This is a genomic window from Streptomyces sp. NPDC090032 (assembly GCF_044748025.1).
GTDB lineage: Bacteria > Actinomycetota > Actinomycetes > Streptomycetales > Streptomycetaceae > Streptomyces.
In genome coordinates this window covers 36,479-62,063 of the sequence record NZ_JBIVFF010000015.1, presented here as the reverse complement: position 1 = coordinate 62,063, position 25,585 = coordinate 36,479, and the positions used below count along the sequence as shown (strand labels likewise).

The 25,585-nt window shown below is 69.1% G+C and carries 24 protein-coding genes; 11 read left to right on the top strand and 13 right to left on the bottom strand.

Annotated elements, in window-relative coordinates; genetic code table 11:
• Window positions 1-129 precede the first annotated feature (129 nt).
• On the bottom strand, window positions 130-1,503 hold the full coding sequence (locus ACIPWY_RS32360; RefSeq protein ID WP_393702225.1) for a cryptochrome/photolyase family protein: 1,374 nt from the start codon (window positions 1,501-1,503) through the stop codon (window positions 130-132).
• A gap of 330 nt (window positions 1,504-1,833) precedes the next feature.
• Between ACIPWY_RS32360 and ACIPWY_RS32355 the strand changes: the two genes are divergently transcribed.
• Window positions 1,834-2,877, top strand: coding sequence for a PP2C family protein-serine/threonine phosphatase (locus ACIPWY_RS32355; protein WP_393702227.1), 1,044 nt, complete (start codon window positions 1,834-1,836; stop codon window positions 2,875-2,877).
• Window positions 2,878-2,899: 22 nt separating this feature from the next.
• On the opposite strand, the gene ACIPWY_RS32350 is transcribed toward ACIPWY_RS32355, so the two are convergent.
• Both ACIPWY_RS32350 and ACIPWY_RS32345 read right to left on the bottom strand, forming a co-directional pair.
• Window positions 2,900-3,373, bottom strand: a complete 474-nt coding sequence (locus ACIPWY_RS32350; protein WP_393702229.1) for a MarR family winged helix-turn-helix transcriptional regulator — start codon at window positions 3,371-3,373, stop codon at window positions 2,900-2,902.
• Window positions 3,370-5,226, bottom strand: a complete 1,857-nt coding sequence (locus tag ACIPWY_RS32345) for an MFS transporter (protein WP_393702231.1) — start codon at window positions 5,224-5,226, stop codon at window positions 3,370-3,372. Before ACIPWY_RS32345 ends, ACIPWY_RS32350 begins: the two co-directional genes overlap by 4 nt.
• Before the next feature lie 241 nt (window positions 5,227-5,467).
• On the opposite strand from ACIPWY_RS32345, the gene ACIPWY_RS32340 reads away from it, so the two are divergent.
• A complete protein-coding gene (locus tag ACIPWY_RS32340) occupies window positions 5,468-5,944 on the top strand; it encodes a nuclear transport factor 2 family protein (RefSeq protein ID WP_393702233.1) in 477 nt (158 codons plus the stop codon).
• 48 nt (window positions 5,945-5,992) lie between these two features.
• On the opposite strand, the gene ACIPWY_RS32335 is transcribed toward ACIPWY_RS32340, so the two are convergent.
• Both ACIPWY_RS32335 and ACIPWY_RS32330 read right to left on the bottom strand, forming a co-directional pair.
• Window positions 5,993-7,312: an MFS transporter gene (locus ACIPWY_RS32335; protein ID WP_401536179.1), complete on the bottom strand. Its 1,320-nt coding sequence runs from the start codon at window positions 7,310-7,312 to the stop codon at window positions 5,993-5,995.
• A gap of 214 nt (window positions 7,313-7,526) precedes the next feature.
• Window positions 7,527-8,126 (bottom strand): isochorismatase family cysteine hydrolase, encoded by a 600-nt coding sequence (locus ACIPWY_RS32330; protein ID WP_362909464.1) that lies wholly within the window; start codon window positions 8,124-8,126, stop codon window positions 7,527-7,529.
• A 210-nt stretch (window positions 8,127-8,336) separates the two neighbouring features.
• Between ACIPWY_RS32330 and ACIPWY_RS32325 the strand changes: the two genes are divergently transcribed.
• Entirely contained in the window at window positions 8,337-8,774 is a 438-nt protein-coding gene (locus ACIPWY_RS32325) for a MarR family winged helix-turn-helix transcriptional regulator (protein WP_389543994.1), read from the top strand.
• Between the two features lie 46 nt (window positions 8,775-8,820).
• On the opposite strand, the gene ACIPWY_RS32320 is transcribed toward ACIPWY_RS32325, so the two are convergent.
• Complete coding sequence (locus ACIPWY_RS32320) at window positions 8,821-10,404, bottom strand: APC family permease (RefSeq protein WP_362909460.1); 1,584 nt, start codon at window positions 10,402-10,404, stop codon at window positions 8,821-8,823.
• 110 nt (window positions 10,405-10,514) lie between these two features.
• A complete protein-coding gene (locus ACIPWY_RS32315) occupies window positions 10,515-10,754 on the bottom strand; it encodes a DUF5302 domain-containing protein (protein ID WP_362909458.1) in 240 nt (79 codons plus the stop codon).
• 388 nt (window positions 10,755-11,142) lie between these two features.
• On the opposite strand from ACIPWY_RS32315, the gene ACIPWY_RS32310 reads away from it, so the two are divergent.
• The 3 genes from ACIPWY_RS32310 to ACIPWY_RS32300 are packed head-to-tail and all read left to right on the top strand — an operon-like array spanning window position 11,143 to window position 16,205.
• On the top strand, window positions 11,143-12,084 hold the full coding sequence (locus tag ACIPWY_RS32310; protein ID WP_393702239.1) for an ABC transporter ATP-binding protein: 942 nt from the start codon (window positions 11,143-11,145) through the stop codon (window positions 12,082-12,084).
• Window positions 12,081-13,439 (top strand): ABC transporter permease, encoded by a 1,359-nt coding sequence (locus tag ACIPWY_RS32305; protein WP_393702241.1) that lies wholly within the window; start codon window positions 12,081-12,083, stop codon window positions 13,437-13,439. The genes ACIPWY_RS32310 and ACIPWY_RS32305 overlap by 4 nt, the downstream gene beginning before the upstream one ends.
• Before the next feature lie 3 nt (window positions 13,440-13,442).
• Window positions 13,443-16,205: an alkaline phosphatase family protein gene (locus tag ACIPWY_RS32300; RefSeq protein ID WP_393702243.1), complete on the top strand. Its 2,763-nt coding sequence runs from the start codon at window positions 13,443-13,445 to the stop codon at window positions 16,203-16,205.
• 134 nt (window positions 16,206-16,339) lie between these two features.
• On the opposite strand, the gene ACIPWY_RS32295 is transcribed toward ACIPWY_RS32300, so the two are convergent.
• Window positions 16,340-17,794 (bottom strand): cytosine permease, encoded by a 1,455-nt coding sequence (locus tag ACIPWY_RS32295; protein ID WP_362909450.1) that lies wholly within the window; start codon window positions 17,792-17,794, stop codon window positions 16,340-16,342.
• A gap of 50 nt (window positions 17,795-17,844) precedes the next feature.
• Between ACIPWY_RS32295 and ACIPWY_RS32290 the strand changes: the two genes are divergently transcribed.
• A complete protein-coding gene (locus ACIPWY_RS32290; protein ID WP_401536252.1) occupies window positions 17,845-18,231 on the top strand; it encodes a TetR family transcriptional regulator in 387 nt (128 codons plus the stop codon).
• A 203-nt stretch (window positions 18,232-18,434) separates the two neighbouring features.
• A complete protein-coding gene (locus tag ACIPWY_RS32285; protein ID WP_362909448.1) occupies window positions 18,435-18,845 on the top strand; it encodes a VOC family protein in 411 nt (136 codons plus the stop codon).
• A gap of 160 nt (window positions 18,846-19,005) precedes the next feature.
• On the opposite strand, the gene ACIPWY_RS32280 is transcribed toward ACIPWY_RS32285, so the two are convergent.
• A complete protein-coding gene (locus ACIPWY_RS32280; RefSeq protein ID WP_393702246.1) occupies window positions 19,006-19,524 on the bottom strand; it encodes a lamin tail domain-containing protein in 519 nt (172 codons plus the stop codon).
• Between the two features lie 418 nt (window positions 19,525-19,942).
• Here ACIPWY_RS32280 and ACIPWY_RS32275 point away from each other — a divergent pair, with 418 nt between their 5' ends.
• The gene (locus tag ACIPWY_RS32275; RefSeq protein WP_362909444.1) at window positions 19,943-20,737 is read left to right on the top strand and encodes an SDR family oxidoreductase; all 795 of its coding nucleotides are present in this window, start codon (window positions 19,943-19,945) and stop codon (window positions 20,735-20,737) included.
• Window positions 20,738-20,832: 95 nt separating this feature from the next.
• Here ACIPWY_RS32275 and ACIPWY_RS32270 read toward each other — a convergent pair whose 3' ends face one another.
• Both ACIPWY_RS32270 and ACIPWY_RS32265 read right to left on the bottom strand, forming a co-directional pair.
• Complete coding sequence (locus ACIPWY_RS32270; RefSeq protein ID WP_401536173.1) at window positions 20,833-21,810, bottom strand: cytochrome P450; 978 nt, start codon at window positions 21,808-21,810, stop codon at window positions 20,833-20,835.
• 181 nt (window positions 21,811-21,991) lie between these two features.
• On the bottom strand, window positions 21,992-22,072 hold the full coding sequence (locus tag ACIPWY_RS32265) for a tryptorubin family RiPP precursor (protein ID WP_353963518.1): 81 nt from the start codon (window positions 22,070-22,072) through the stop codon (window positions 21,992-21,994).
• Window positions 22,073-22,544: 472 nt separating this feature from the next.
• Here ACIPWY_RS32265 and ACIPWY_RS32260 point away from each other — a divergent pair, with 472 nt between their 5' ends.
• The gene (locus tag ACIPWY_RS32260) at window positions 22,545-23,498 is read left to right on the top strand and encodes a DUF5996 family protein (RefSeq protein WP_401536171.1); all 954 of its coding nucleotides are present in this window, start codon (window positions 22,545-22,547) and stop codon (window positions 23,496-23,498) included.
• A 73-nt stretch (window positions 23,499-23,571) separates the two neighbouring features.
• Here ACIPWY_RS32260 and ACIPWY_RS32255 read toward each other — a convergent pair whose 3' ends face one another.
• Entirely contained in the window at window positions 23,572-24,114 is a 543-nt protein-coding gene (locus tag ACIPWY_RS32255; protein WP_401536169.1) for a DUF1707 domain-containing protein, read from the bottom strand.
• 152 nt (window positions 24,115-24,266) lie between these two features.
• On the opposite strand from ACIPWY_RS32255, the gene ACIPWY_RS32250 reads away from it, so the two are divergent.
• Complete coding sequence (locus ACIPWY_RS32250) at window positions 24,267-24,683, top strand: VOC family protein (RefSeq protein ID WP_401536167.1); 417 nt, start codon at window positions 24,267-24,269, stop codon at window positions 24,681-24,683.
• Here ACIPWY_RS32250 and ACIPWY_RS32245 read toward each other — a convergent pair.
• The gene (locus ACIPWY_RS32245; RefSeq protein WP_401536164.1) at window positions 24,664-25,503 is read right to left on the bottom strand and encodes an ABC transporter permease; all 840 of its coding nucleotides are present in this window, start codon (window positions 25,501-25,503) and stop codon (window positions 24,664-24,666) included. The genes ACIPWY_RS32250 and ACIPWY_RS32245 overlap by 20 nt on opposite strands.
• Window positions 25,504-25,585: the final 82 nt, after the last annotated feature.

Genomic DNA, 25,585 nt, shown 5'->3' with positions numbered 1-25,585 from the left:
TAACCGTACCAGCAAACGGATAGATCTATCCGCTTATGATGCGGAGGGCGAGGAGGAGGGGGCACAGGAGTGCAGAGCAAGAGGACGGGAGGAGCGGATCGTGACCCCCGGGCCGCGCGGCGAACAGGCTCAGTCCAGTCCTCGCGCCCGCTTGAATCGCTCAAGCCCTTCGGCGAGTTCGACGATCGGGTCGGGGTACGCGTACTTCGCGCGATCGAGCCGGGGCAGCTTCCACGGCTCGTGCACGGCGGGCCCGGCGAGACCCGCGAGTTCCGGCACCCAGCGGCGCACGTACACGCCGTCCGGGTCATGACGCTTCGCCTGCGTCACGGGGTTGAGGACCCGGTTGGGGCGCGAGTCTGTGCCCGTCCCCGCCATCCACTGCCAGTTGAGCTGGTTGTTCGCGATGTCGCCGTCCACCAGGAGGTCCAGGAAGTGCCGGGCGCCGACCCGCCAGTCGACGTACAGGGTCTTGGTGAGGAAGCTCGCCGTCAGGAGGCGGCCGCGGTTGTGCATCCAGCCCTCGTGACGCAGCTGCCGCATGGCCGCGTCGATCACCGGATAGCCCGTACGACCCTCGCGCCATGCAGCGATGTCCTGGGCTGCGGCCCGCCCGGAGCGCCAGTGGTCGTGGCGCGTGCGGTAGTCGTGCGCCGCGGCGGCCGGGCGTGCGGCGAGGACCTGGTGGTGGAAGTCGCGCCAGGCGAGCTGGCGGACGTACGCGTCGGCGCCCGGACCGCCCGCTCCGCGCGCCCGATGGACGAGTTCGACGGCGGAAAGCGTGCCGAAGTGCAGGTGGGGCGACAGCCGTGACGTCGCGTCGCCGGGCAGGTCGTCGTGCCCGTCCTCGTAGCCTCCGACACCGCGCCGCAGCCACGCGGTCAGCTGTTCGCGGCCCGCTCTCTCCCCGCCCGCCGCGAGGCCCGGCGAGGTCCCGCAGACCCGCGCGCGTGACGGCGTCCCCTCCGAGGTCACGCGGTCCGGGACGCGGATCGCGCGCGGTGCCGCGAGGACGTCGCGCAGACGCTGCTGCGACCAGCGCCGGAAGTACGGCGTGAACACGGCGAAGTGGTCCGACGACGCCGGAGTGATGGCGCCCGGCGCCACCGCGGTCACGACCGTGTCGTGAACGGTCAGCCTCCGCCCCTGCGACTCCAGGACGTTCCGCAGGCGCTCCTCGCGCCGCTGCGCGTACGCGCTGACGCCACCCGCCATGTGCACCGCGTCCGCCCCGGTCTCGGCCGCGACCCCGGCCACGGCACCGGCGACGTCCCCCGACCTCACCACGAGGCGCCCGCCGCACGCGCGCAAGGCCGCGTCGAGATCGCCCAGGCAGTCCGCGAGGAACGCTTCCCGATTGGGCGCCGCATACCCGGCGGCCTCGATCCCCGTGTCCCGCACGAACAGCGGCACCACCTCATCCGACGCACGGAGCGCTGCCCGCAGCGGCGGATGGTCGTGGACGCGGAGGTCGGAGGTGAACAGCACGATCGAGACGCTCACGAAGACCCTCCGGGACGGACCGGGCCGGGAGACCCGGCGGCCGTGTCGTTCGCTGCGGCCTGGGCGATGTTGCGGGCCATGCCCCGGACTCTACGGCGAGGATCGGCGAGACTGCTCGACGCGGACCGTACGCGGACAGTGTCGTCGTGGCGGCCCTCCGTAACCGGAAGGTCTCACCCTGCGCAATCACCACAGGTGAAGGCCGTCCAAACGTCACGGCACCCGCCAAGGGTGCACAGTGGATGGGTGGGTCTACGGCGGCGCTTGGGAGGTCTGTGGCAGCCGTGGCAGCCAAGTCACGCGCTGCTGGCGATTCCACTCGCGCTCATCGTGGTGATCACGGTCGTCGACCTCCTGGTGCCGGCCGACGTGCATCTGGGGCCGCTGCTGGTCGTGGCGCCCGCTCTCACAGCCTCCTTCGCGGGGGCCCGCCTCACGGCATTCATCGGGGTCCTGGCGGTGGGGGCCCAGGTGTTCATCGGCGTCCGTTTCGGTGTCCTGCCCACGCGCAATGTGATGGTGCAGGTCTTCTCCCTCGCCGTACTCTCCGCCATGATCGTGTTCTTCTGCCGCGTGCGCGAGCACCGCAGACTGGAACTCGCCAAAGTCCGGTCGGTGGCCGAGACCGCGCAAAAGGCCCTGCTGCGGCCACTCCCCCACCGCATCGGCCCGTTGCGGATCACCTCGCTGTACCTGGCGGCGGAGGACGAGGCCGAGATCGGCGGCGACCTCTACACGGCGACAGGCACCGACGACGGCGTACGGATGATCATCGGTGATGTACGGGGACACGGGCTGTCCGCGGTCGGCGAGTCGGCGCAGCTGCTCGGTGCGTTCCGCGTGGTCGCCGACCAGCACGCCACGCTGCCCGCGCTCGCCTGCGCCCTGGACCGGAGTGTGTCCCGTTACCTCACCGATTTCGTCGATGCGGAGGACGGGATCGGTGAGCACTTCATCACCGCCCTGCTCCTGGAAATCCCCAATGACGGGCGCATGACCCGCATGACCTGCTGCGGGCATCCCCCGCCGTTACTGCTGCACGAGCGCCACGTCCGTACTCTCACCAGCGCCCACCCGGCCCCGCCCCTCGGCGTGGCCGCGCTGCCTGCCGCGCAGTTTCCGGTCGAGGAGTTCGCCTTCGACGCCGGTGACACCCTGATCCTTCACACCGACGGGGTCACCGAAGCCCGCGATGAGAACGGGGTCTTCTACCCGTTGGCGCAGCGAGTCGAGCAGTGGGCCAAGAATCGCCCGGAAGCACTCCTGGATCACCTCCGCCGGGACCTCCTGGCCCACTGCCAAGGGCATCTCTGCGATGATGCCGCCGTCATCGCCATCCAGCGCACACCGGCCCCTCGGGTGGACCGGCACTGACGGGTCCGTCTGCGAAAGGCCCCTAGCGGCGGCTGGTCCTCGACAGTTCGCCGGGCTGCTGTTCGGTGAGAGCTTCCAGCGCCGGCAGGGCCTCGTGCAGGGAGTGCTGCTGGTCGGGGGTGAGCTGGTCGATCCGCTCGGCGAGACGCGTGGCTGCCTGACGGCGCGTGGCGTCAAGGAGCGCCTGGCCTGCGTCGTTGAGGGCGATCAGGGTGGCCCGCTGGTCCTTCGGGTCCGCCTGGCGTTCGATCCATCCGAAGCCGTCGAGCAGGTCCGCCATCCGGGAGATGGTGGACAGGGCGATGCCCATGCGCGTGGCGAGGTCGCTGATGCGCAGCGGCCCGTGCGCGGAGAGCGCCGCGAGTGCGGCCAGCCGGCTGGGCGTGAGCTGGCTCCGCGTGCTTCGGCCGCGCAGTTCGGGGAGGAGCTGCTGGATCGCGGCACGGAGCCGTTCGGCGGTCTCCGCCGCCTGCCCGGGGTCGAAGGGTGAGGTCATCGCGGCCCCTCGGATCGGGGCGTCGGCGGCGGCGCCGAGGGCGGGGACGACGGTGCAGGTTCAGGTGCAGAAGCGGGTGCTGCTGCGGGTGCGGGTGGGGCCGGTGCCGGAAGCGGGGCAGCGGCCTGGGGCAGCGACCGGTCGTCGTGGATGTAACGGCCGCCGCGCAACAGAGAGGCGACGGCGGCGACGACGCACGCGGCGATGGCGAAATCAAAGGCCACGGACAGGCCGTCGGCGAACGGCTGGGAGATCAGCTCCGGGAAGAATCCGCGCCCGGTGAGGTAGTGGGCGTGGCCCGGGGGCAGTTGCGCGAGTACGTGAGGGCCGAGCAGGGTCTGGATCGGGTTGTAGCCGAGGAGCGAGGCGAACAGCACGCCGACCGGCGGCAGGGCGGCGACCTTGGCGGCGTCGGCGGCGGGTACCCCCTGGGCGGTCAGGCCGTGTGTGAGGGCGGCGGGCAGGGCGGTGGACAGACCCGCGATCATCAGGGAGAAGAAGATGCCGATGGAGAGCACCGTGGCCGAGTTCTGGAACGTGGTGCTGATCCCGGCGCCCACGCCACGCTGATCGGGCGGGAGGCTGTTCATGATGGCCGCGCGGTTGGGTGCCGCGAACAGGCCCATGCCGAGCCCGTTCAGCAGCAGGACGAGGGCGAACGTCGGATAGTTGAAGTCGACCGGCAGCGCCTGCAGAGCCAGGAAGGTGGCGGCGGCCAGCAGCATGCCCCCGGTGGCGAAGGCCCGGGCACCGAACCGGTCCGATGCCCAGCCGGAGAAGGGCCCCGCGACCAGGAACCCGACCGTCAGCGGAAGCATGTAGATGCCGGCCCACAGCGGGGTCTGTTCGAAGCCGTAGCCGTGACGGGGCAGCCAGATGCCCTGCAGCCAGATGATCAGGATGAACATCAGGCCGCCACGCCCTAGCGCCGCCAGCAGGCTGGCCACGTTCCCGGCGGTGAACGCGCGGATCCTGAACAGCGAGAGGTGGAACATCGGCTCGGGGACCTTGGTCTCCACCACACAGAAGACGGCCAGCATCGCCACGCCGCCGGCTATCGCGGCGACCACCCATGGATTGGCCCAGCCCATGATGTCGCCGCCGTAGGGCTGGATGCCGTAGGTGATGCCGGCCAGTACGGCGATCAGGCCCACGGCGAAGGTGAGGTTGCCCCACCAGTCCAGCCGGGCCCCCGCCCGTACGCCCGTGTCGTGCAGCTTCAAGTAGGCCCACACCGTGCCGAACAGGCCGAACGGCACGGAGACCAGGAACACCAGATGCCAGTTGACCGGGCCGAGCAGGCCGCCGAGGACCAGGCCGATGAACGATCCGGTGATGCCCGCCACCTGGTTCAGTCCCAGGGCGAGGCCGCGCTGACGGGCGGGGAAGGCGTCGGTGAGGATGGCGTTCGAGTTCGCCATCAGCATCGCCCCGCCGACACCTTGCAGGACCCGCATGCCGATCAGCCACAGGGCGCCCGCCGTGCCGTGCATCCAGGTCACCGACAGCAGCACCGAGAACACGGTGAACACCGCGAACCCCATGTTGTACATGTGGACCCTGCCGTACATGTCACCTAGGCGGCCGAAGCTGACCACGAGCACGGCGGTGACCACCATGTAGCTCATGATCAGCCACAGCAGCAGGCTCGTGTTGCCGGGTTGCAGCGGGTCGACACCGATCCCCCGGAAGATGTCCGGCAGCGCGATGAGCATGATCGACATGTTGATCGTCGCGATCAGCACGCCGAGCGTGGTGTTGGAGAGCGCGATCCACTTGTAACGCGGCCCTGGCTCACGGAAACGACCCCGCCGCGCGGCGGCCGGCTCCGACTCAGCGGTGGTCCTTGCCACAGGGCATCACTCCCGCCGGAGTCAGTTGCTTGACATCAACCAATCTACTCCGGGCACCGCGATGCGGCCATGACGCCTGACCTGGGCAAACGCCACACCCGATGGACCCGGTGGGTCTGGCTCGGCGCGATGGCCGCTCATTACCCCCGGGGTAATCGACTGCCCGCCGCTCCCCTGGAAGGGTCGAGCACACCGGCGGGAGTCCCCGCCAGGATCCGGCCGCAGCCGCAGGGAGAGCGTCATGTCTGTCACATCCACTCTCACGACCGCGAGTTCAGCGAGCACCGCGCGCTCATCGAGCACCGCACGCTCCGTCACCGAGGACACGCGGGCCGTTGTCCAGGACTTCCTTGCCGCGCGGATCGCCGGGGACACCGCGCGGCTCGTCACGCTCTTCGCCGACGAGGTCGACTGGCTGCTCGCCGAGAACCCCGCCGTCCCCTGGATCCGTCCGCGGTCCACCGCTGTCGAATGCGCCGCCCAGTTCACGGAGTTGATGGAACACACCGTGCCCGAGGACGCGCGCGCCTCGGTCGACACCTTCCTCGTGGACGGCACCGGCGCCGTCCTGATGGGACACCTCTCGGGGACCGTACGCGCGACGGGAAAGTCTTTCGAGGGCCCGTTCGCACTGCACCTCATCGTCGAGGACGGCCGGATCACCCGGCACCACCTCTACGAGAACAGCCTGTCGATCGCCGAAGCCTGCACCCCCTGAGACGAGTTCGAGCTGGGATGCGGATTGGTTCCTGGACTGCGGGTTGATTCAGGCGTTGCGGGTCTTCAAGGCGCGGTCGAGCATGGTCAGTGCCAGCACGATGATGCTTACGCCGGCCAGAATCGCGGCGACCACGTGCAGCCCGGAGTCGGTGACGTCGTCGCGGAAGACGATGCCGGTCACGGTCGCCGAGGCGATGGAGCCGAAGTAGCTGAAGGTCCTGAAAAGCCCTGCGGCGGTGCCGAGTTGTTCGGCCGGGGCCTGGGTGTAGAGGGCGGTCTGATTGGCCACGGTGGTCGTGCCGAGCGTGATCGCGAACAGCAGCGTGACGCCGACGATGACGACGACGGGGGTCGCCGAGGTGAACAGCAGGACAGCGCCCGAGGCCAGTACGAGGCTGCCGGCGCCGACGATCAGCGGTCCGCGCACGAGGTTGCGGGCCGAGATCGGCCGCGACACGAGCGCGGCGACGACACCCATGGGCAGCAGCACGAGCCCGGCCGCCTGACTGGACAGGCCATGGGCCGCCTCCAGCCACTGGGTGACCCCGTAGAGCACGGTGTAGAACGCCAGCAGGGTGAGCGCACCGCGCAGATAGGTGCGGGTCAGCGCCAGGTTCGACCCGAGCAGCCGCATGTCGATGAACGGCGCGCCCGCCCTCAGTTCCCACGACACGAGCACGATGCCCAGCACGACGGCGAGGGCGAGAGGGATCCACTGCGCATGGGGCAGCGAGAGCAGGAACACCAGCAAGGCGCTCATGGTCCCGGCGAACAGCACGATGCCGGTGACGTCGATGCGGCCGGCCAGCTCGCGCAGTGGACGGCGTTCGAGCGGCTCGTCCCTGGGCACCCACGCCATCGTCGCGAGGAGCGCGATCACGGTGACGGGAAGGTTGGCCAGGAATGCCGAGCGCCAGCCGAACACGGCGATGAGCAGTCCGCCGATGGGCGGGCCGATCGCGACCGTGACCGTACCGGCGATGGACAGTCCGCCGAGTACGTTGCCGGGCGGCTCGCTCATCCCGGCCCAGGCGGCACGGCGGCGGATGAGCACCATCGCGGCCGGGTACCCGGCCGAGGTGCCTATCCCGATCAGTACACGCGCCACGGTCAGCGTCGTCATGTCCTGGCCGAGGCCGCCGACGACGCCGCCCACGAGCACCAGCGTGATGCCGACGAGGAACACCCGGCGCGGCCCGAGCTCTTCGGCGAGCTTGCCGGCGGTGGGCTGAGCGATCGAGCTGGCGAGGTAGAGGGCCGACACCAGGACGGCGGTCTGGCCGACCGGCACGCCCATGGCGTGGGCGATGGGCACGAGACCGGTCGCGATCAGCGAGCTGTTGATCGAGTTGAGCGCCGAGCTCATGTACAGCGGCGTGACGAATCGCCACGTGAACGCTCCGCGGCGGCGGTCGGGACCGGACCCGCCGGACCCGCCGGCGAGGACGGGGCCACCCCGCGCACCGGGGTCGGCTGCTGGTGACGATGGCGATGGCGATGGCATGGGCTCTCCGTCCACGGTTCTCCGTTCGCGTTCACGGCTGACCGTGGGTCAGCCGTGATTGACGTGCGAGGGGCGATCAGGCGTCGCGGAACAGACCCTTCAGGTCGGCCGTCGTGATCACGTCCGCCTGACTCGGCAGGACCTTCTCGATGAGGACCCGGTGGACCTCCTCGTCGTGGTCGTCCGTGGCGTCGGCGAGCACGAAGATCCGGTAGTCCCGGTCGGAGGCGTCGCGGACCGACGAAAGGACCACGCCGGACGTCGAGATGCCACCCATCACCAGCGTGTCGATCGACCGCTCGCCGAGGAGGGCATGCAGGTCGGTGGTGCTGAAGGAGCCGTAGCGGGTCTTACGGACGACGATGTCGCCGTCGCGCACCTCCAGGGCGGGATCGATCGCCATTGACGGATCCGCTTCGGCGAACAGCCGGCCCTGCTTCGCGGCCCCGAACGACTTGTGGTGGTCCGGGATCGAGTCGTAGTCCTCCGGCGCGAACCCCACGCGTACGAACACCACTTGGACGCCGTGCTCGCGCGCCCAGGCCAGCGCCTCCTGGGCCTTCTCCATCAGGCGCTCGGGGTCGGGGATGTGGCCGAGGACCGCGGGCTGGAGGTCCATCAGCATCAGTGCGGTCTTCCGCGGGACGAGAGTCGGGTCGCTGGTCGGTGTACTCACGGTTGATTTCCTTCGCGTCACGGATTGGGGCGGCCTGCGCGCCGACGGCTGACCGCGTCGGCTTCAGCCGGTCTCGGTCGACATCGACCGACATCGATCTGCATCAGCTGACATCAGCTGCCCAAGCTATCCAGGCTGCCTGTACAGGCTACCTGGCTAACTATACAGGCTTCCTGGCTATCTCCGTCCATCGCGATAGGATTTCCAGTCATGACGGCACCGCTTTCCCGGGATGTGGCACACCAGCTTCCGTACGCGATGGTTCGGCTCCGGGCGCGCCTGCGCACCGAGTCCGCGCCGGGTGACATGCGCTGGACGTGGTCGCAGATGACCACGCTCAGCCGGATCGCCGAGCAGGGCCCCACCACGGTCAGCGCGCTGGCGGCTTCCGAGCACGTCCGTCCCCAGTCGATGGCCGAGACCGTCGCCGCCCTGCGCCGGGAAGGGTTCATCACCAAAGAGCCGGACCCCAAGGACGCACGTAAGACGCTCATCTCGATCTCGGACGAGGGACGCGAGACCCTCTCGCGCATCCCCGCGGACCGCGAGGCGTGGCTGGAAGCGGCCATCGAGGAACACGTCTCCCCCGCCGACCGCCGGATCCTGGCCCAGGCCGCGGAAATCATGGAACGACTCGCCGACTCCTGATAACGGACGGTCACCGGCGATCAGCGATCAGCGATCAGCGATCAGGCTAGAACGCCGCCTGCTCCGATGAATCCGTGCGCAGGTGCGCGGCACCCGAGCGCACCGCCCATCCGAAGACCGCGAGGGATACGACGCCTACCACGACGGTGTCGTACGGGGCCGGCAGACGTCCGGAGCCGCCGAAGGTGCCGAGCCATGACAGCAGGGTCAGCGCCGCCAGATGGAAGACGATCCAGGCCCCTTGACGCAGTTCCTCGCGCACGAGGCGTCGCGCGGTCCGGCGTCGTTGCAGCAGGTACAGCGGGACACCGGCCAGGACCAAGGGCAGGGCCAGCCGCAGATGTTCCCAGCCGGACCAGTAGACGAACTCGGTGGCCACGGCGAAGCTGACCGGCGCGATCCAGCGCACGCCCGGCACCTGACCGTCCGCGAGGGGCACTCCGCGCTCCCGGTCGTGAGCTCGGAAGGAAGCGACGGCCACCGCCGAGGCGGCGTAGATCAGGAGGTACATGTCCCCCATCACGCTCACGATGTCCTGCCAGCCGCCGAACGGCAGCATGAACACGATGATGACGACGAGGTTGAGGACCAGTGCGCGGCGCGCGACGCCGGACCGGGGGTCGATGCGCATGAAGAACCGCGGCACCAGGCCGTTCTTCGCCAGGGCGTACGTGTGGCGGGCGTCGATGGCGACGCCCACGTAGGCCGAACCGCCCGGGGAGACCACGGCGTCGGCGTAGAGCAGCGTGGCCAGCCAGTGCAGATTGAGCACCAGGGCGAGCTGGCCGAACGGCGAGTCGAAGTTGACGCCCTGCCAGCCGTGCGCGAGGAGCGAGTCGGGCACCGTGTACAGGAACGCGAGTTGGAGTCCGAGGTAGACCAGCACCGCGAGGGCGATGCCGGTGAGCACGGCCGCGGGGACGTTGCGGCGCGGATTGCGGGCTTCGCCGGAGAAGTCCAGGGGGGCCTGGAAGCCGTTCACTGAGTACACGATGCCGCCGCCGGCGAGTGCCGTCAGGCAGGCCGCGTAGCCGTACGGGGCGAAGCCGCCGTGGTCGGTGAGGCGGCCCGAGTGGGTGCCGGACAGGAAGAGCGCGACGATGGTGACCACGGGGACGACGACCTTGAACACCGACACGAGGTTGTTCAGGCGGGCGAACATCCGTACCGCGAACCAGTTCAGCGCGGTGAGCAGCACGCTGAGCGCGGAGGCGACGCCCAGGCCCGGCGCGGTGAGATCGCCGCCTTCGTAGAGTCCTGGCACGTAGTGGGCGGCGTACTGCATGATCGCGCTGATCTCGGCGGCGGTGCCGCCCACGGAGAGCAGGACGGACCAGCCGACGACCGTGCCGACCAGGCGCCCGCTCGCGTACAGCGGCCACCGGACCGTGCCGCCGCCCTCCGGCCTGGTGGCGCCGAGTTCGACCATGACCAGCGCCACCAGGCCGCAGAGAGCGCCGGCCGCGATCCAGGACAGCAGTGCGGCGGGGCCTGCGGTCTGGGCGGCGTACAGGGCGGCGAACAACCAGCCGGAGCCGAGGATGTTGGAGAAGCCGATCGCCGTCAGGCCCCAGAAACCGAGGTCCTTGCGGAGCCGGTTCTCCTCGGCGCGGGCGTCCGCATCCCCCATAGTCCCCGCCGGCTGATTCCGCGCCACGTGGCCAACCTCCCAGACGATCACAGACCCAGGGGGCTCAGCGTGCCATGCGGCGCGTCACCTTCGCAGAAGCGATGCCGTGCTCAGCCGCCGCTCTTGCGTCGGAACGACTTCTGGCTCGAGGCCGGACCGTGCGCACCGCGGATCTTCGAACCGGTCTTCGCGGCGCCGCCGGCGGCGTCCGCCTGCATGCCGCGCTTACGGTCCAGCGCCTCACGGAACTTGCGCTTCAGGTCGTACTGGCCGTCGTCGTCAGGCGCCAGGCCTTCCTTCTCGGCCTCGACCGGCTCCGAACCTTCCTGCGATGCAGACTCTGCCGCCATGGTGACCTCCTGGGTTCGGGCAATGAGAAGGACAGCTTGTCATGCCCGTCAGCACTTGTGTGCCCGCGCCGGGTGGGGCCGGTGTCCGTCACGGAGCGGTCAGGCCGGTGCGACGACGGCATCGAGGGCTGCGCTGAAGGTGGTCCGGTCGGGGTCGGAGCGGCTGAGCGAGGCGGCCTCCGTGCCGGGTGGCCAAGTGGCGCAGGATCGGGATGATGCCGCGTCAACTCAGCCTGCACAACGGGGCGTTCGAGATACCGAAAGTTGCCGGCCGGGCATCGGTATGACGGGTTCCGGTCGTCTTCCGTTCTCTGAACGTCAAGCAACCGTCCCCGCTTGCGTCGTGTGCCGTCCCTAAGGTCCTCGGAGGTTTCCAAGGAAGGCACTCATGGACGAACGCCTCGCAATACGGGCTCGCGGGATCACCAAGTGTTTCGGCGACGTCATCGCGCTGGACGGCATCGACCTGGATGTGGCGCAGGGGCAGATCCACGGCCTGGCCGGTCCGAACGGCGCCGGCAAGACGACGCTGCTCGGCCTGCTGCTGGGCCTGGCTCTGGCCGACGACGGCCAACTGGACATCCTGGGTACGCCCGTCGGGCGGGCGCTCGCCGCGCCCGAGGGTGTCGCCGGCTTCGTGGACGGTCCCGGTCTCTACCCCTCGCTCACCGCCCGGCAGAACCTCGCCGCGCTGGCCGCCCTGCACGGCCACGACGCAGGGGCGTCGGGGATCGACGACGTGCTCGGACAGGTCGGGCTCACCGATGTGGCCGACGACCGCGTCCGCGGCTTCTCCCTCGGCATGCGTCAGCGGCTCGGGCTCGCAGCGGCCCTGCTCACCAAGCCCCGGCTCCTCGTGCTCGACGAACCGTCCAACGGCCTCGACCCGGCGGGAAAGAAGCACGTACACGGTGTCCTGGCCCGGCTCGCGGCGGAGGGCACCGGTGTCGTGCTGTCGAGCCACCGCATGGACGACCTCGAGGCGCTGTGCTCGGAGGTCACCATCCTCGCCACCGGACGGGTCGTCTTCTCCGGACCGCTGAGCAAGCTGGCCGCGGAGAACAGTGAACTCGACTACCGGCTGCTGACGTCCGACCCGCCGGCCGCGCGCCGCCTCGCGGCCGGCACCTCCGGGATCCGCGTCGTCGACGACGCCGTGGGGCGGCACGACACCGAGGCGCTCGTCGTGCGCGCGCTGGTGCCCGCCCTCGACGAACTGGTGGTGCGGCTCGTGCACGCGGAGATCGCGTTGCGCGAGCTCGCGCCCGTGGTGTCGCCGCTCGAAGCGGCGTTCCTCGCCCTCACCGACCAGCAGGAGAACAGCCGATGACCGCAACCGTCGCCGCCGGCCGCACTCCCGCTGCCGCCCCTCGCGTCTCGGTGGCGCGCGGCTACCGCTTCGAGCTGGTCAAGCTGGTCTCGCAGTGGCGGATCCGGCTGCTGGTCCTCGCCTGCTGGATCGCTCCGGCGCTCTTCGTCGCCGCGGTGAGCCAGCAGAGCTCGCTCCCCGTCGACACGCTCTTCGGCCGCTGGATGCACGCCACGGGGTGGGCCGGATCGCTGGTGGTGCTCGGTTTCTCGGGCACCTGGGCGCTCCCGCTGCTGACTTCGGTGGTCGCCGGTGACGTGTTCGCCTCCGAGGACCGGCTCGGCACCTGGCGCCATCTGCTCGTCGCGGTCCGCTCGCCCCGGCGGATCTTCGTGGCCAAGGCGCTGGCCAGCCTCACCGTCATCCTGCTGCTCGTCGCAGGGCTGGCCTGTTCCAGTGCGGCCGGTGGAGTCGTGGCGGTCGGCGATCAGCCGCTGGTCGGCCTCGACGGCCATCTGCTGACGCCGGGGGACGCCGCTGTTCAGGTCCTCCTCGCCTGGGTCTGCGTACTCGCTCCGACCCTGGCGTTCGCCGCGATCGGGCTGCTGGGGTCCGTGGTGCTCGGACGGTCCCCGATGGGGCTGCTGCTGCCCATGCTCGTCGCGCTCACGATGCAGCTCGCCCAGATGCTGCCGGTCCCCGTCGCCGTACGCCTGGCTCTGCCCAGCTACGCCTTCATCGCCTGGAACGGTCTGTTCACCGGCCCGGCACAGCTCGGTCCGCTCCTCATCGGCATCGTTGTCAGCCTGCTGTGGACGGTGACCGCGGCGGCGCTGGCCTATCTCCTTTTCCTGCGGCGGGACTTCACCGACCTGACCCACGACGGCTCGGGGCGCCGCGCGATCACCGTCGGAGCGCTGCCGCTCGTGGGGCTCCTCGTCCTGACGGCTGTCGTCGTCGGCCCCGCGACCTCGGCCACGGGCTCAGGCATCGAGCAGGAGAAGGTGCAGCGTTCGGTCGCCACGGCGTTCGCCCATCTCTACCGCCTGCAGACCGAGCAGCTCCACCGGCCCGACGTCACCGAAGCGCGGCTCAAGGCGAGCGCGGCGTGCACCAAGGGCAGCACGCGGGTCGCGGCCGAGGGGCCGGGCAACGACTGGCGCTGTGTCGTCTCCTGGCACCTCCCCGACGTCGAGGCCACCGGGTCGGCCATCTATCAGCTCGACGTCACCGCTGACGGGCGGTTCATGGCCGACGGCGACGGGCCGAAGGAAGTGAACGGCTACTTCGTGGTGCGCACCCCGACCGGTGACGGACCGAACCCGCTCTGGCAGTTCGACGGAAACGTCGAACTGCTCCCCACCCCGAAGGGATAACCCATGCAGGTGACAAGACGTCGCAGACCTGTCGCGAAGGGCCGTTCCGGCCTTCCCGGCAGACGCATCGGAGGCCGAATACCCCTGGCCACGGCCGGCATCACGGCTCTCGCCCTCACCGCCGCCGGCACCGCTTTCGCCCAGACGCACCAGTTCGGCACCGACCAGGTCGGCCAGAACACGCGCCAGGGCCAGGTCATCTCCAGTGACCAGTACATCGCCCCGTACGGCGACCGTCTCGTCGTCGACAACGGCAAGATCATGTCGTCCTCGGTCAGCCCGGACGGCACCCACCTCGCGGCCTCGGTCACCGACGGCGGCATGGCGCTGTCCATCGTGGATCTCAAGAGCTGGAAGGTACAGCAGCTCGTCGGCAACTCCGCCTCGGCGGACCTGCGTATCAGCGGCAACGACGTGGGCCAGGAAGGCCCCACGTACTCGCCCGACGGTTCGCAGCTGTGGCTGGGCCAGATCGACGGCTACACCAGGTTCACCGTGAACGCGGACGGCAGCGTCGCCAACCCGACAACCGTCAAGATCCCGGCGGACGGGCCGAAGCACGCGCTGGTGGGCGAGCCCGTGTTCTCGCCCGACGGCTCCACCGTGTACTCGGCGGTCAACGGCCAGAACCGCGTCGTCGCCATCGACGCGGCGACCGGCGCCATCGAGCAGAGCTGGTCCGTGGGCAACGCCCCACGGGACATGGCCGAGGTCGGCACCAAGCTCTACGTCAGCAACGAGGGCGGGCGTCCGGCGAAGCCCGGCGACACCACGATCAACTCCTACAACACCCAGGTGCCCGCCGACCCGGTGACCGCCTCCACCACCACCGGCACGGTCAGCGTCATCGACCTGGCGAACCCGGATGCCGCCGTATCGAGCATCAACGTCGGTCTGCACCCGACCGCGCTGTACGCCAAGAAGAACGCGCTGTTCGTCACCAACACCGCCACCAACGACGTGTCGGTCATCGACACCACCAAGAACAAGGTCGTGCAGACCGTCGCCACGCAGCCGTGGCCGGAGTCGTCGGTCGGCTACGAGCCCGACGCGGTGACGCTCACCGACGACGGTCATCTGCTGGTGACGCTCGGCCGCGCGAACGCGGTCGCCGTCTACCGGTACACGACCCCGCAGGAGCCGGTCAGCTATGTCGGCCTGCTCCCGACGGACTACTTCCCGGCGGAGATCGCCACCGTCGGCAAGCAGGTGGTCGTCTCCAACACCCGTGGCATCGACGCCCGCCGCCCCACCAACAGCGCCGGGCACGCCACCCACGACACGACGTCGAGCCTGCAGCGGTTCACCCTGCCGAACGACCGCGCCATCAAGTCGCAGACGGCCAAGGTCTTCCAGCAGAACGGCTGGACCCGCGGCTCGGTGACACTGGCCCACGGCAAGGGCAAGAAGAAGCCGAAGCCTGTGCCGGTCCCGGAGCGGCTCGGTGACCCCTCGACGATCAAGCACGTCTTCCTGATCGTCAAGGAGAACCGGACCTACGACCAGGTTCTCGGCGACGTCCCCGAGGGCAACGGCGACCCGTCGCTGGCACAGTTCGGCGAGAACGTGACGCCGAACCAGCACGCCCTGGCCAAGCAGTTCGGCCTGTACGACAACACGTACGACATCGGTACGAACTCCGCCGAGGGCCACAACTGGCTGATGCAGGCGGACGACCCGGAGTACACCGAGTCCTCGGCCGGTGAGTACGCGCGCAGTTACGACACCGAGGACGACGCGCTCGGTCATCAGCGGACCGGCTTCATCTGGACCGGTGCCCAGGCTGCCGGGAAGTCCGTGCGGGACTTCGGCGAGTTCCAGCAGTTCCTCACGAAGCCGGCGGACGCGAGCTGGCAGAACCTGTACTGCGACTCCAAGAACATGGGCGCGACCGGTCAGGACACCGCCTACCCCCTGGTGTCCTCCTCGCCCATCCCGTCCCTCAACTCCGTGTCGGTGCACGGATTCCCGAAGTTCGACACGAGCGTCCCGGACATCTACCGGTCCGAGATCTGGAAGCGTGACTTCGCGAAGAACGGGCCGGCCAACCTGAACATGTTCTGGCTGTCCAGCGACCACACCGGCGGTCCGGCGAACGCCGCCGCCCAGGTCGCGGACAATGACCTCGCGGTCGGCAGGATGGTCGACGAGATCTCGCACAGCAAGTACTGGAAGGACTCGGCGATCTTCGTGGTCGAGGACGACTCCCAGGCCGGCCTCGACCACGTAGACGGCCATCGCGCCCCGATCCAGATCATCAGCCCCTGGGCCAGGCACGGTGTCGTCGACAGCCACTACTACTCGCAGATCACGATGATCCGCACCATCGAGCAGATCCTCGGGGTCCACCCGATGAACCAGAAGGACAGCGCGGCCAGCCCGATGCGTGGGGCGTTCAGCCAGAAGGCGGACTTCACGCCGTTCAAGGCGCTGCCCAACCGGACTTCGCTCACCGGGGGTCTCAAGACGCCGCCCTCCTGCGGCCTGGACACCCCGGCGCCGCAGAACCCCGAAGCCGCGGCGGCGCCGTCGGCGAAGGTGCCGGCGGACAAGCAGAAGCTCGCGGCGCAGTGGGACGCCTGGAAGGCGCAGCAGCGACTGACGGGGCGCGACGCCAAGCCCGACTTCGCGAACCCCGCGCAGATGAACCACTTCACGTGGTACCAGACGCACGAGTGGTCGAAGCCGTACCCCGGCGAGAACAAGATCTACGCCCCGAAGGACGTGCCGGGCGCCTACATCCCGTCGCCGGAGTCCGACGGCTGACGTAGGCAGATCACAGCTCCGGGGTCACCGATCGCGGATCCGAACCGCGGAGCGCACCAAGCACAGCGCGTCAAGGGCCCCTGCCCGGCATCACTGCCGGGCAGGGGCCCTGCGGCACTCATCGACGCGGTCGATCAGATGACCGTGCGGTCGCCCGTCGCACGCCTCCGGTGGAGCGTGAGTCCCGCGTAGACGAGGGCGCCCAGGGACATCCCGACGACTCCGGACAGGTCGGCGCCGCCGAGCGCGCCCGCCACCGGGCCGGTGTAGATGCTCGTGTTGACGGACAGCAGTGCCGCGCCGACGCCGATGACCACCGCGGCGGCTCCGGCGGGATGCACACCGTGCCAGTACCAGAAGCGGCTGTCGGGGGTCTCGTCCTGCAGGGCGACTCCGTCGTAGCGGTTGCGGCGCAGGAAGATGTCCACGGCGTAGATCGTGAACCCCGGGCCGAGGAACGCGACCGAGAGTTCCAGGCCACTGTTCATGGTGCTGAGGAAGTCGGAGATGAACAGGGAGTAGAAGGTGAGGCCGAGCGCGATGGTCGCATCGAAGATGACGGTGAACGGCCGGCTCCAGGGGATCCCGCCGGATTGCAGGGCCAGGCCGCCGCTGTACGCGGTGAGTACGTTGTTCGCGATCGAACCGATCACGATGACCAGCAGGAAGACCGGATAGAACCAGCCGGGCAGGATCCCCTTCAGCGAGGTCTGCGCGTCGTGCATGTCCACCGCCGTAGCGGCCAGGACTCCCAGTCCGCTGAGCAGGACGGCCGGCACGAAACCGCCGACGGCCGTCCACCAGCACACCGCCTTGCGCGAGGTGTCGGCGGGCAGGTAGCGGGCGTAGTCCGCTGCGCTGGTCCAGGACAGCGGGCCACCCGCCATGATCGTGAATCCTGAGGCGACGATCACCCACAGCGCGTGGCCGTGGACGGCGGTGTCGGCCGGTGTCCGGTAGCCCCAGTCCGCGTGGCGCAGCACGTAGTAACCCAGGACCAGGACGCAAGCGGTCAGGGCCCAGGTGAACCAGGTGCTGCACCGCATGATGGTGGCGTGCCCGTACACGCTGATCGAGAACGTCACGACGGCGGTGGCCAGCACGATCGCCACCTTGACCCCGGTGTTCGCAGGGATGCCCAACTGCTCGGCGAGTGCGAATCCGGCGAGGGACCCAAGGGCCAGGCTGATCGCTTCGTAGGCGACCGCGACACTCCACCCGAGCGTGACGTTCAGGAACCGGTTGCCGCGGATGCCGTACATCGCCCGCGTCACCACCCAGCTCGGCGTTCCGGAGCTCGGGCCGCTGGTCGAGAGGTAACCCACGCCCGCCCAGGGGAGGTTGCCGGCCACGATCACGGCGATGGACTGCCAGATGTCGAGGCCGAGCAGCACCATCGAGCCACCCAGAACGATGTACAGGTAGCTCATGTTGGCGGCCGCCCACACAGGGAACAGCGATCGGGGCAGACCGTGGCGCTCGGAGTCCGGGACGTAGTCGACGCCGTGGGTCTCCACGTGACCGACGCGGTCCGTGACCGGCTCCCCCGGGTCGCCGCCCCTGGCGCCGGCCCCTGCCCTCAACGTCACCCTGACCTCCGGAAACCCGTTATTGGGATGCACACCAGTTGCTCGTCGGGGTGGCAGTCCATTGCCTCCCTGGTCATGAAGCCAACCCCTCAGAGCTGCTGCATGCCGCGAGCACGATCGCCGTGAGCGAGGGCCTGGACAAACCGACCGTGAAACGGGTGGCCCAAGCCGTGGGCGTCATACCGGGCCTGGTGGACCACCACTTCAAGTCTGCCGACGAACTCGCCGCTGCGGTCTTCAGCCACGCCGCGACCTTCAGCCCCGCCGCGACCGCCGGCAACGAAGCGGTCTTCGAGCGCGCGATACACCGGGAGCGCGGGATACGGGCCTCTCGGCGTGAGTGGGCTACGCCGCGATGCACATCCTGGTCCTCATCGACGGTCTCAGCCCGCAAGCCGCCCGTACAGGGATCGACTGCGCCGCGGTCGGCGAGCTGATCACCGCCACGACGGAACGCATCCTCGGGCTCGACGAAGACGTCCTCGGCAGAGGGGCGCGCGGCAAGCGGCTCGTCATACGCAGGGCTGCTCCGCCGGGAGACCTAGGACCTGCGCCGGATGGGCGCATGATCGTCCGCTCGTTAGGCTCCGCGTACGACCTGTCAGCTGGCAGGAACCCCACACGATCAGGAGGTCACGCCATGCCGGCCAATGCCACGGCTCACGTACGCATCGCCCGTCCGTCGCGGGACCTCCGAGCGGCGGAGCTCTTCTGGATCTCGGGACTCGGGCTCGACGTCCTCTACCGGCATGCGTCGGACGGCACACCTGACGACCACTCACTCCTCATGGCCGGCTGGCCGGATGCGGCCTGGCACCTGGAACTCGTACACGATCCCGTCGCACCCGTGGACCCGCGGCCGACACCCGAGGACCTCCTGGTCGTCTACCTGGGCGAACCGGTGCCGGACTCCCTCGTGGAGCGTCTGGAACAGCACGGCGGCAAGCGGGTGCCCGCGCACAATCCGTACTGGGACACGTGGGGCGTGACGATCCAGGATCCGGACGGCTACCTGCTGGTGCTGTCCACCCGGGACTGGTCCAACTCCTAGCCCTGCGGTTGCCGGAGCGGTCGACGATGGCGTGGACGACGGTGGCCAGGCTGTCGGCGGCAGCCAAGAGGGGGCGCCCCGCAGACTGAGCCGCGGAACGCCCCCTACTGAGTCGGGCCATCGCTACCCGCGGGCTGGGAGTCCCGCGGGCAGGTTCAGATCAGCGGCGGCCGTCGTGCCCGCGTCCGTGCCCGCGGACGTCGCCGTGGCGGTCGCGGTCGCCACCCCAGGCGAGGGTGTCGACCCTCCGGTTGTGGTCGTCGCGCAGGGTGACGGTGTCGGAGCGGTTGTCCCACACGTACCTGCGACGGTCCTGATAGACGTCACGGCCGCTGTCTCGCCCGACACCGGTGTGGACGCGGACCGTTGAGCGGCCCGCCAGACGGTAGTGATGGAAGGTGTAGGTGCGGCCGTCCCTGGCGGAGAGCGTCCACCCGTCGAGGTTCACCGTGTGGCGGGACGTGTTGGTGACTTCGATCCACTCCTTGTTGAGCGAGCGGTTACTGCCGTTGTCCCAGCCCGGGGAGTCGTACTGCGCGCGGGCGATCTCCACGCGGTCGCGGTGCGAGCGGCCGCCGGGGTCGGCCGAAGCCGACGCGGCGAACGTACCGACGAGAGCGCCGGCTGCAAGCACGGCGGCAGCCGTACGGCGGGCAGTGATGGACATGAAAGCGGACATGAATGCCCCTTCATTTCGTACTGCAGACCCGTCTGCCGGCCGTGGTGCGCCGTGGGTCTGCTATGTGCGGGTCCCGGCCCGGTGGCCGAGAACGCACAATTTGCCGCCAGATCGCCCCGAATGTGCGCATGACGTGAAGGCAGTTACAAGTCATCCATATTTCTGTTGCTCTCGCATGTAACGTCCATTTATGCACTGAAGGCAGGAAGTTGACGTCTCAGCCGTGCTCCCGCACGACACAGGGCCCGACTCCGCTCGCGCCACACAGCGTCTCGTCACCCGGAAGCGCGTAACAGCGATGCCGCTCCCCACCCCTTCGGCCCAATTCGGGATGCCGGACAACAACGGGGGCCGACGGGCGGGAAGAGTCAGGTGACGACCTGCCGATCTCCCACCCAATCCAGCAAGGGAACAAGACGTGCACCTGGACCTTTCGGGACGGACCGCTCTCGTGACGGGCTCCACCCAAGGCATCGGAGCCGCGATCGCGGCCGGACTCGCGCGCGCCGGCGCGCGAGTCGGAGTCAACGGACGCGACAGGGCCAGGGTGGAGGCGTCCGTCGAACAGCTCAGAGCCGGCGTGCCGGACGGCGACTTCGTACCGGTCGCCGCTGATGTCGCTACCGAGGAGGGCGCTCAACGCGCCTGGGAAACGCTGCCTGACGTGGACATCCTCATCAACAATCTCGGGATCTTCGAGGCGAAGAACCCCTTGGACGTCATGGACGAAGAATGGCGCCGCTACTTCGAGGTGAACGTGCTGTCCGCCGTCCGCCTCACGCGGCTGTACCTGCCACGGATGACCGAACGCGGCCAGGGGCGCGTCCAGTACATCGCGAGCGACTCCGCGGTGGTGATTCCCGCCGAGATGATCCATTACGGCATGTCGAAGACCGCTCTGCTCGCGGTCAGCCGCGGCTTCGCCAAGCATGCGGCCGGGACCGGCGTCACTGTGAACTGCGTCATCGCCGGCCCCACTCACACGGGCGGCGTCGAAGACTTCGTGTACCAACTGGTCGACCGTGACCTGCCATGGGACGAGGCGCAGCGAGTCTTCATGCGCGAATACCGCCCGCAGTCGCTGTTGCAGCGCCTGATCGAACCCGAGGAGATCGCCAACATGGTGGTGTACCTGAGCTCCGACCTCGCGTCGGCGACCACGGGCGGCGCGCTGCGGGTGGACGGCGGATACATCGACGCCATCCTCCCGTAAGGCACATCGACGCCATCCCTCCGTAAGGCAGCACCATCAAGTGGTCATCCCTTAACGGCAGTTCCCGACGCGCCTTCGTTAACTCCCACCACTCGTCAGTGCGTTCGCGCATGCTTCAGACGTACTTCCTCGACCCCCAGCAGGCCGAGCAGCGGGACCCTGCCGGTCAGCTGCTCCGGATCAACCACGAGCCCTGAGCTGCGAATACGGTCCAGCAGCAGTTCGGCGAGCGGCATCACCATGTGCCGTCCCCAGCAGCGCTCGGAGGCATGCCCGAAGGGCAGGTAGCCACGCGCGGCGTCAGGATCGAGTTCGCCCCAGCGCTCGGGCCGGAACGCATGCGCGTCTTCCCACAGGGCCGGGTCGCGGTGGGACAGCAGCGGAAGCAGCAGAACGTCGTCGTCGTCCCGGATCCGGCTGTCGATCGCGGGGTACTCCGGGGAGGCGTTGCGCAGGATGTTCCACGAGGGCGGCAACAGTCGCAGGGCTTCGTAAATGATATTGCGGTTGGACGTGCCGTCATCGAAGGGAGAGCCGAGCCACAGCGCATTCGCAACGAGCGTCGAGACCGTGAAGCACACCGGTGCGGCCGCACGGCGGTAGACACCCATCGCGTACCTCCGGTCCTGATAGCCGACGGCCTCGGCCGCCCGCCCCGCAAGACCGGTGAGGTGCGCGCCTGGGCGCGGCCACCCGGGCAGCGCGGCGCCGGCGGCGATCACGGACCAGGTCAGCTTGGGTGTCAGTTCGAGGTTACGGCTCATCAATATCCGCAAGCGGAAGGGGTCTTGGCCGAGGATGAGGTCCCTCAGGAAGAGGTGTCCGGTGAGAGGCCAGGGACCCGACAGGTCGACGTCCGGCGGCAAGGGCCGCCTCAGCGCGTCGCGGACGTCGTTGCCTACCGTCCGAGTGACCGAGGAGGCTTCGCTGCGCGAGATCGAGCGGCCGTGCAGCGGCTTGAACGTCGGCCGCTCCGTCTCCGTCGCCCGGCGCGCGGCGAGGATCCGGTCGGTGACGTCGTGGCCGGCCACTCCGACGGTGTCGCTCTCGAGCCGGAAGACGTCCTGGCCCATGTGGTGGTCGAGGAGGGCTGCCAGTCGCGGGGCGAACACGGTGCGGCGCGGCGCGGTAGTGAGCGGCACGGATTCTCCGGTGGGGGTGGGGGTGGGGGCGGGACCCCCGCTGTACGGCAGGTGGCGACAGGCGCGATGCTCCCTTTCACCGCACAGCGGGGGCGGGCAACGGCGTGCCGGATCAGTACCAGAGGTACCAGGCATTCGCCTTCAGGGACTTACGGGCCGCGGCCTTGTTGCGGATAGCGAAGAGAAGCTTCATCACTGCACCCCCTCTCAGGGCGGGCGGATGGCACGCGACGGGTCCCGGGATCAGCCGGTGAAGATCGCGTGCCGGTGGCGCGGTGAACCTTCCCTGCCGTGATCAATGGCCAATCCGTCAATTCACCGAAGAGGGGCTTCGCATATCCACTTTCAGACCCTTCATTTCCGGGCGCACACGGCGCTCTGCGTGAAGCGTGTGCGGCATCGAGGGGTCGCTGGGTTCACCGCATGCCCTGGTCGCGGCGCTGCGGGCGAGCGTCAGAAGGGGGACGGTGAAACGCACCGGACTTCGGACGGCGGCGTTCCCATTGCGGACAGATTGGCCGGATGGGCAACCCTCGCCGCCGAGCAGGCAGCGCTCCGACCCGCGTGCGAAAATGGGTTCCGGGTCACACGAAGCCGCGTCGCATGATGGCAAGGCGCCGCCGCTCCCCTCTTTCCGATCCAGTCGTCGGGCCGGGAGGCTCTCCATGAGCGAACGACGCACTGCGTGGCCGGCGCTGGTCTACGAGGATCTGGCGCCGATGATCGACTACGTGAACCGGTTGATCCAGGTCGGAGGCAAGTACACCCTGGACGAGCCCTTCGAGACCGGCTGGGGAAACATCGTTCTCGATGTCACTCCCCGCGGCCTCCGGACGCCTGCCTTTCGGCAGCAGGACGTGACCTTCGAAGTGCACTACCGGCTGCTCGACGGTGACGTGGTCATCGAATCCGACAGGGGCTCGGTGACCGTTCCAGTCTCCAACGGATCACTCGCAGCCTTCTACGCGACGTTCTGCGACGCTGCGGCCGAGCTCGGTGTACATCCACCGAGCTCCTCGTTGATCTGTGAGATCCCCGGTGCTCCGCGAAAGTTCGAGGACGATCTGGTCGAACGCGTCTGGGACGGCGACGCGGCTCGGCTGATGTGGACGGCGTTCAACCTTGCGGCCGACGGGCTCGAAACGTGGCAGGCGCCGTTCGAGGGGCATCGCCCCCGGGTCGGTGTGATGTGGGGCGGTTTCGATCTGTCCGCCACCCGGTACCGGGCGCATCACACCACTCCGGACACCGACCGCCCCGTGTTCATGCAGAACGCCGCACGCGAAGAGTACGTGTCGGTCGGATTCTCCTTCGGGGACGCCAAGTCGCCGAACGCCGGTATGTACGCGTACATCTGGCCTCAGCCCGACGGTCTCGAAGGCCGGTCCTGGGGCGTCGACGGCGCGGCCTGGAATCCCGACGCGGGACTGGCCCTGCTGCCGTGGGCCACGCTCAGGGAGACACTCGACCCGCAGCAGGCCATCGTGGCCTTCGGCGACGCCGTCTACGAGGCGGCCGTGGAAACGGCGGGCTGGCCAACCGACCTGATCGGACCCCGCTGCAACGGCTGGCGCATGAGCACGACACCACCGTCAGCTGTCCACAGCCAGGATCACTGAACGCACGGTCGCCGGACGGCCTTGGTGACGGACGCCGAACGGTCCTCGCCACGGTCCTGGTGACAGGCGATTCTCAACGCCGCGCGTGCCGGATCTTCAGCCGTCCGTACCCCATGGTCCCCGAGATCCGGATCCTCGGCCCGCCGGGGCCGGAGCTCCGCGGGGCCTTGTAGCGCAGGTCCTTCCACCCGGTGTGCAGACCGTCCACGTCGACGACGGCGTCGCGAGGAACCGTGATCTTGGCCCTGCCGGTGCCGACTTGAAGGTCGATGTCGACCGCCGGGTGCTCGAAGACCGCCCGGGACAGGTCGAGGCGGACACTGCCGAAGGCGGACTCGACCTTGAGGGTCCGAGGGACCCGCCATGCGCCGCGCCGCTTGATCCGTCCGCCCAGGGCGCCGATCGTGGACGTGGTGCCCGCGGCCTCCTCCGGGAGCGAGGCGAGGACCGGCTCGAGGTCGCCGTACGTCTTGGCGATGAGCACCCGCTGGAGACGGTCGTCCATCTCGTCGTGTGAGAGGTGCCCCTCGGCGTACGCCTCCTGCACGCGTCGCACCGCCGTGTTGCGGTCGTCTTCGCTGACCGGGCGCGCCGGGTTTTCCTGCGGGAGAGTCACCGTTTCACTCTAGTGTCGAGAATTCCGCTGCCGCCGACGAATCCAGGTGTCCAAGGCCCGCCTACGGGAAATCCGTCTGCGCCTATCCCTGCCGAGTGGGCGGAACGCGACTAGCGTGCACCCCTGACAAAACGTCACGAAAGGAATCACTCATGACCTCTCGACTCAACCCGTACCTCAGCTTCGCCGGTGACGCCAAGCAAGCCATGGAGTTCTACAAGAGCGTCTTCGGCGGCGATCTGTCGGTGAACACGTACAGCTCCATCGGCTCCGAGACGCCCCCCGGGTACGCCGACAAGGTCATGCACGGCATGCTGGAGGCCCCGAACGGCTTCACGCTCATGGGCGCCGACAACCCTCCGGGCATGGAACTCAAGCAGGGCAACAACTTCTCCGTGAGCCTGAGCGGCGACGACGCCGACGAGCTCCGCGGCTACTGGGAGAAGCTGTCCGCCGGCGGCAACGTGGCGGTCCCGTTGGAGAAGCAGATGTGGGGCGACGTGTTCGGCATGTGTACCGACAAGTTCGGCATCGTCTGGATGGTGAACATCAGCGCGACCGGGGCCTGAGCTTCCCGTCACTGACCACCGCCGGCTCGCGGCCCACGATTCTCCGTCCGGCCGCCCGGACCCGCTCGCCGCTGTGCAGCACTCCTCGTGCGACCAGTTCCACCGTTACGGCGACGGCCACCGTCTGCACGGCCATCAACGCGATGAGGACGAAGAGTTGGACTGCCCCCGCCTGGACGGGCGAGGAGCCACCGAGGAGCATGCCGACGTAGGCGCCGGGCAAGGTGACCAGGCCCACCGTGCGGGTCTGGTCGAGGCCGGGGATGAGAGCGTCCGCCGCGGCGGGACGCGCGATCTCCAGGCGGGCGTCACGGTCGAGGAACCCGAGGGCCATGGCCGCCTCGACCTCGCCGCGTCGGGCTTCGAGCTCCTCCAGGGACCGCCGGCCGGCGATCACGGTTGCGGTGAGCGCGCCGCCGATGAGGATTCCGGCCACCGGTATCAACGCGATGCCCTTGAGGGGCAGAAGACCGGTCAGCAGCAGAGGCACCAGCGTGGGCAGAACGCCCGCCGCAATGGCGACGGCGCACCACCATCCGGTGCCGTTCCGGGTGACGCGGCGGCCGGCCGTGAACGTGGCCACGGTGAACATGACCATCACGAACGCGAGCAGCAACGGCACTTGGTGCATCACGGCACCGACCACCAGTGAGACGACGGCGAGCTGCGCGGTGGCGCGCAGCCCGGCCATGACGATGTCCTTCCAGTAGCGGCGCCTGTCACGGGCGTCGGTGAACCGGGCCAGAGCCGCACCACCTGTCGCGACGGCGAGCAATGCCGCCATGACGATGCCCAGGGTGGCATTGACCGGGAGCAGCATGGCCTCTCCTTTGCGTGGGGCGAACAGATTGATGTCACGGCGGGTCGTCGGACGGTCCACCCTCCCCACAGCTACCCCATGG

What these genes read in the sequence shown, in the direction of transcription:
- ACIPWY_RS32350 (WP_393702229.1), bottom strand. Translation starts at nt 3,373, where the DNA reads ATGACCTCACCCTTCGACCCCGGGCAGGCGGCGGAGACCGCCGAACGG.
- ACIPWY_RS32340 (WP_393702233.1), top strand. Translation starts at nt 5,468, where the DNA reads ATGTCTGTCACATCCACTCTCACGACCGCGAGTTCAGCGAGCACCGCG.
- ACIPWY_RS32335 (WP_401536179.1), bottom strand. Translation starts at nt 7,312, where the DNA reads ATGAGCTCGGCGCTCAACTCGATCAACAGCTCGCTGATCGCGACCGGT.
- ACIPWY_RS32325 (WP_389543994.1), top strand. Translation starts at nt 8,337, where the DNA reads ATGACGGCACCGCTTTCCCGGGATGTGGCACACCAGCTTCCGTACGCG.
- ACIPWY_RS32320 (WP_362909460.1), bottom strand. Translation starts at nt 10,404, where the DNA reads ATGGGGGATGCGGACGCCCGCGCCGAGGAGAACCGGCTCCGCAAGGAC.
- ACIPWY_RS32315 (WP_362909458.1), bottom strand. Translation starts at nt 10,754, where the DNA reads ATGGCGGCAGAGTCTGCATCGCAGGAAGGTTCGGAGCCGGTCGAGGCC.
- ACIPWY_RS32310 (WP_393702239.1), top strand. Translation starts at nt 11,143, where the DNA reads ATGGACGAACGCCTCGCAATACGGGCTCGCGGGATCACCAAGTGTTTC.
- ACIPWY_RS32305 (WP_393702241.1), top strand. Translation starts at nt 12,081, where the DNA reads ATGACCGCAACCGTCGCCGCCGGCCGCACTCCCGCTGCCGCCCCTCGC.
- ACIPWY_RS32300 (WP_393702243.1), top strand. Translation starts at nt 13,443, where the DNA reads ATGCAGGTGACAAGACGTCGCAGACCTGTCGCGAAGGGCCGTTCCGGC.
- ACIPWY_RS32285 (WP_362909448.1), top strand. Translation starts at nt 18,435, where the DNA reads ATGCCGGCCAATGCCACGGCTCACGTACGCATCGCCCGTCCGTCGCGG.
- ACIPWY_RS32280 (WP_393702246.1), bottom strand. Translation starts at nt 19,524, where the DNA reads ATGTCCGCTTTCATGTCCATCACTGCCCGCCGTACGGCTGCCGCCGTG.
- ACIPWY_RS32270 (WP_401536173.1), bottom strand. Translation starts at nt 21,810, where the DNA reads ATGGGCCAGGACGTCTTCCGGCTCGAGAGCGACACCGTCGGAGTGGCC.
- ACIPWY_RS32265 (WP_353963518.1), bottom strand. Translation starts at nt 22,072, where the DNA reads ATGAAGCTTCTCTTCGCTATCCGCAACAAGGCCGCGGCCCGTAAGTCC.
- ACIPWY_RS32260 (WP_401536171.1), top strand. Translation starts at nt 22,545, where the DNA reads ATGAGCGAACGACGCACTGCGTGGCCGGCGCTGGTCTACGAGGATCTG.
- ACIPWY_RS32250 (WP_401536167.1), top strand. Translation starts at nt 24,267, where the DNA reads ATGACCTCTCGACTCAACCCGTACCTCAGCTTCGCCGGTGACGCCAAG.
- ACIPWY_RS32245 (WP_401536164.1), bottom strand. Translation starts at nt 25,503, where the DNA reads ATGCTGCTCCCGGTCAATGCCACCCTGGGCATCGTCATGGCGGCATTG.